The following is a 3,684-nucleotide window of genomic DNA, read 5'->3' on the forward strand; positions in this document are numbered from 1 at the left end:
CCGGTAGTAGGATACCGCCAGCAGTTTTTTCTTCAGCGGCGCTTACCTTAACAAAAACTCGATCCCCTAAGGGCTTAACGGTGGAAACACTCAGAGTTACAGCTGCCATATCAGTTTTTCCTCTCTACTTCATCTGAGCCGATTTAGCACTCTCAGCTCCTGAGTGCTAATTTACTCAAAATCAGCAGGAGATGGCAATAAATACCTCTGTACGGGTTACCGAACTCATAGTAGGTTAACAGATGGCGAATGCACGGATGATATAGCTTTGAGTTATTCTCTGTGTATGCCTATGAGTATGCTGTAGCTTGTACCTGTTTCATTGAAGGCTTGACCTTAGTCCCAGGAATTGCTGAAAAAAACATAACTGCAACCAATGGACTGCTGATCACTGATAACTAAAACAAGCAAATAGATAGTTAGAGTCGATGCGGGGTATTGTCCCCGGCACCTCTCCTTCAGAACCGGACGTGAGACTTTCACCTCATCCGGCTCCTAGATATCCTCTCCTTTCGGAGTGCTCCAATGTATCTGTTGATGGCAGCTGCGATGAACTGCTAATAAGTTCTTTTTTGACCAATTGTCGTGGTTTCCATCAATGTGATGGAGGTGTACATCTTCGCCTTCTAAGAACTTCAACCCACAGTGTCCACAGGAATGGTTTTGCTTTTTCAATACATCAGCTGTAGCACCGGAGTAAAGGCGAGAGTTCCTCTTACTCCAATAGACTAGGTCACCGTCATAGGGTGACTTAGTCTCCCTTACGTTCACGTGTTGGTTTTGTTTATAACCTACCTTTGGGAATGCCTTTCGACATAGTTCATCAGCTCTGTACCGACTTATTTTCTTTTCCTTTCGGAATTTTCGGTGGGCAGTGTGATTCATGAACCATAATTTATCCCGAGCGCTGCTCATATCGCAACTGCTGTGGTAGTTACGCCATCCGCGAACGATAGGGGCTAGTTTCTTTGCTTTTACTTCAGCACCATAATTCGAGCAGTTGACTACGGCTTTAATCTTCTTACGGATATTTCTGTGATTTTCCTCTGAGGGAGTACACAAGAACTTACCATCTTTTCTGACGCGGAATCTCCACCCCAGGAAGTCAAATCCGTCTGTCGTTTTAGTTAGCTTGGTCTTTTCTTCACTGATTTCCATTCCTCTTTTGGCTAGGAAGTCCTTAACTTTCTGGAGGATTTTCTCAGCGTCATCTTTTGGTTTTAGGATAAACACCATATCATCTGCGTATCGCAGGCTTGTATGGATATCCTCTATTCCATTTAGTGCCACATTTGCTAACAAGGGACTAACCACACCACCTTGGGGGGTACCTTGGTCAGGGAACTCTACGGATACTCCTGCTTTTAGGCATCTGAATATTCCGTTCTTCACCTTAACCGGGGCTATTACCCTTTCCATTATGGAGGTATGGCTGATACGGTCGAAGCATTTCTTGATGTCTAGTTCTATGATTCTTTTGGTTATTCCATTGTGGTTGGATTGCAGGTGATTGAATAGACGTTTTTGGACATCTTGGGCGCACCTACTCGTTCTGAATCCATAACTATCTCCACTGAATGTTGCCTCATGGGCTGGTTCTAGAGCTAGCTTGACTAGACATTGCCATGCTCGGTCTGCAATGGTTGGTATCTTCAACATTCGGGTTTTCCCATTCTTTTTAGGGATTGGGACTTCGCGAAGTCGGCTGTGCTTCCAGTCAAAAGCATGGTCGTTCAATGTTTCTACCAGTGCCATGCGTTCTCTGAAGTTGAGGCTTGACTTTCCATCAACTCCAGCCGTCTTTTTGCCACTATTTAGCTGGGTCACTTGTTGGACTGCCAAAAGCTGGGCTGAGCGGGATTTCATAATCAGTTTTTGTAGTGACCTGGCCTTCTTCAAGTCACCTGCTCGAACCGCTTTATATACTCGCTTTTGTAGGCGGAATAGGTTCTTTTTGTGCTGTTTCCAGTTTTGACCTTTCCATGATTCGCTATGTTTTACCATGCGTCTAATCTTTCTCTCCTAGAGTTCGTATATTCTGAATACCCGCAGCCAGTTATTAGGCTGCATCCTACCCGGCAGTGAGGATTAGGTTCGACATAACTTACCGTAGATTCGACCGGTCTACAGACTCATTATTGCTGCCGTTTTTACTTGTTCCGTCCATCAGATTGTTTTGGTGATTTAGGGCAGTCCATTTTGCCTATTCCCTCCTCGGAGATTACAACTGTTCTGTTAAAAACGTTGTGAGGATAGTCGGGAATCAAGTCTCGCTGTGGTTCTATCAGATTGCGGCTTACCCATAAGACACTTTTTCAGGACTTTCGCTACTGTTACCCATGTCACCTCCCCGTTAACGCCAGTGTCAAGCATCTGAAACTTGTCTGATTGCGTCCTGGTGCCAGCTTCACTCTGCTAGGATGTCGCCTGCTCGGTGTGGCCAAGGTAGGGAGTCACCTGTCTCTCCAGGGGGTCGGGTTTGCACCGCCATCCAGATGGACAGTTATAACTTTTGGGGTTTTCCCCGCGAGTTACCTAAGTCATACCCCTCCTGTTTCAGGAGGCTCCTACTTAGAACAAGCCGCACTAACAAATATATTCTTACTCTCGCCCTTTCCACTCATCCTCACACAAAAGCCCTAAAACTCATGCCAGCAGACAAAACTGAGCCCTCAGCTACCCAAGCATCTAATTCTGATAATTCGGAAATTTCTGACACTTCGACTTTCGAAGTATCAGAGCAAAGTCCCCTAGCTGCTAACATAAAGAGCTTAGGACTTAATCAAATTCAGCGTCACATTTTCCTGTGTGCTGATCAAACTAAACCCAAATGCTGCTCAAAAGAAATTAGCCTTGAATCCTGGGAATATCTCAAAAAACGCCTTAAAGAACTAAAACTAGACCAGCCCAAGGATGTTCAAGCAAGTTGCATTTTTCGCACCAAGGCTAATTGTCTGCGAGTCTGTACCTCTGGTCCTGTGATGGTAGTTTACCCAGACGGTGTTTGGTATCACAGTGCTACTCCTGAGGTGATTGAACGGATTATTCAAGAGCATATTATTGGCAACCAAGTTTTAGAGGACTATGCTTTTTTAGTTCATCCTTTGCCAGAAACTATTCCAACATCTGTTTCAGACTAACAGGCAATGGAAGCAGATCGTCCGCAACCCCAACCAGGTTAACATCTAGCGTGGTCATGAACCCCACCTTTGCGACACAACGGGTTCTAAAATCTACTGACTTGGCCAGTCTAGGGTTCCGGGGGCAAAGTTTAAGTTCCGTATGAACCCTACCAACCCTAATTATGGTGAGGTAGGATTATTGGTTGGAGAGTTATAGCAGCTTGGTAACTTCCAAGCATTAGAAAAGGCAAGAGGTACTACCACTATTTACGAAAATTAAGCAAGCAAATTATAACAAACGTTACAGTTATGAAGGACAATGCTGTAAGAGAGCAAAAAAAACTGCTGCTGATTGATGATGACCCCAACCTGATATTACTAGTCAAGGACTACCTCGAGTTTCGGGGATACCAAGTGATTACTGCTGAACATGGAAAAGAAGCTCTGGACATTTTAGAGCAGGATATTCCTGATATGATTATCTGTGACGTAATGATGCCAGAGATGGACGGCTATACCCTGGTAGAAAAGGTCAGAGATGATTCTCGCACCAGCTGGATTC

General features: G+C 44.7%; 3 protein-coding genes and 1 pseudogene. 2 read left to right on the forward strand and 2 right to left on the reverse strand.

Annotated elements, in window-relative coordinates; all coding sequences use genetic code 11:
• Both F6K49_RS37100 and F6K49_RS37105 read right to left on the reverse strand, forming a co-directional pair.
• A pseudogene (locus tag F6K49_RS37100) lies at positions 1 to 109 on the reverse strand (co-chaperone GroES); the annotation flags it as partial.
• 386 nt (positions 110 to 495) lie between these two features.
• Positions 496 to 2,004 (reverse strand): reverse transcriptase domain-containing protein, encoded by a 1,509-nt coding sequence (locus tag F6K49_RS37105; RefSeq protein WP_293105028.1) that lies wholly within the window; start codon positions 2,002 to 2,004, stop codon positions 496 to 498.
• A gap of 644 nt (positions 2,005 to 2,648) precedes the next feature.
• Between F6K49_RS37105 and F6K49_RS37110 the strand changes: the two genes are divergently transcribed.
• Positions 2,649 to 3,140 (forward strand): ferredoxin, encoded by a 492-nt coding sequence (locus F6K49_RS37110; protein ID WP_293063290.1) that lies wholly within the window; start codon positions 2,649 to 2,651, stop codon positions 3,138 to 3,140.
• A gap of 291 nt (positions 3,141 to 3,431) precedes the next feature.
• Positions 3,432 to 3,684 (forward strand): response regulator (locus tag F6K49_RS37115; RefSeq protein WP_293105031.1); only part of this gene is annotated, 253 nt, incomplete at its 3' end.

The sequence above is a fragment of the Moorena sp. SIO3I6 genome, assembly GCF_010672095.1.

Coding starts and splice junctions, on each gene's coding strand:
- F6K49_RS37105 (WP_293105028.1), bottom strand. CDS start 2,004: ATGGTAAAACATAGCGAATCATGGAAAGGTCAAAACTGGAAACAGCAC.
- F6K49_RS37110 (WP_293063290.1), top strand. CDS start 2,649: ATGCCAGCAGACAAAACTGAGCCCTCAGCTACCCAAGCATCTAATTCT.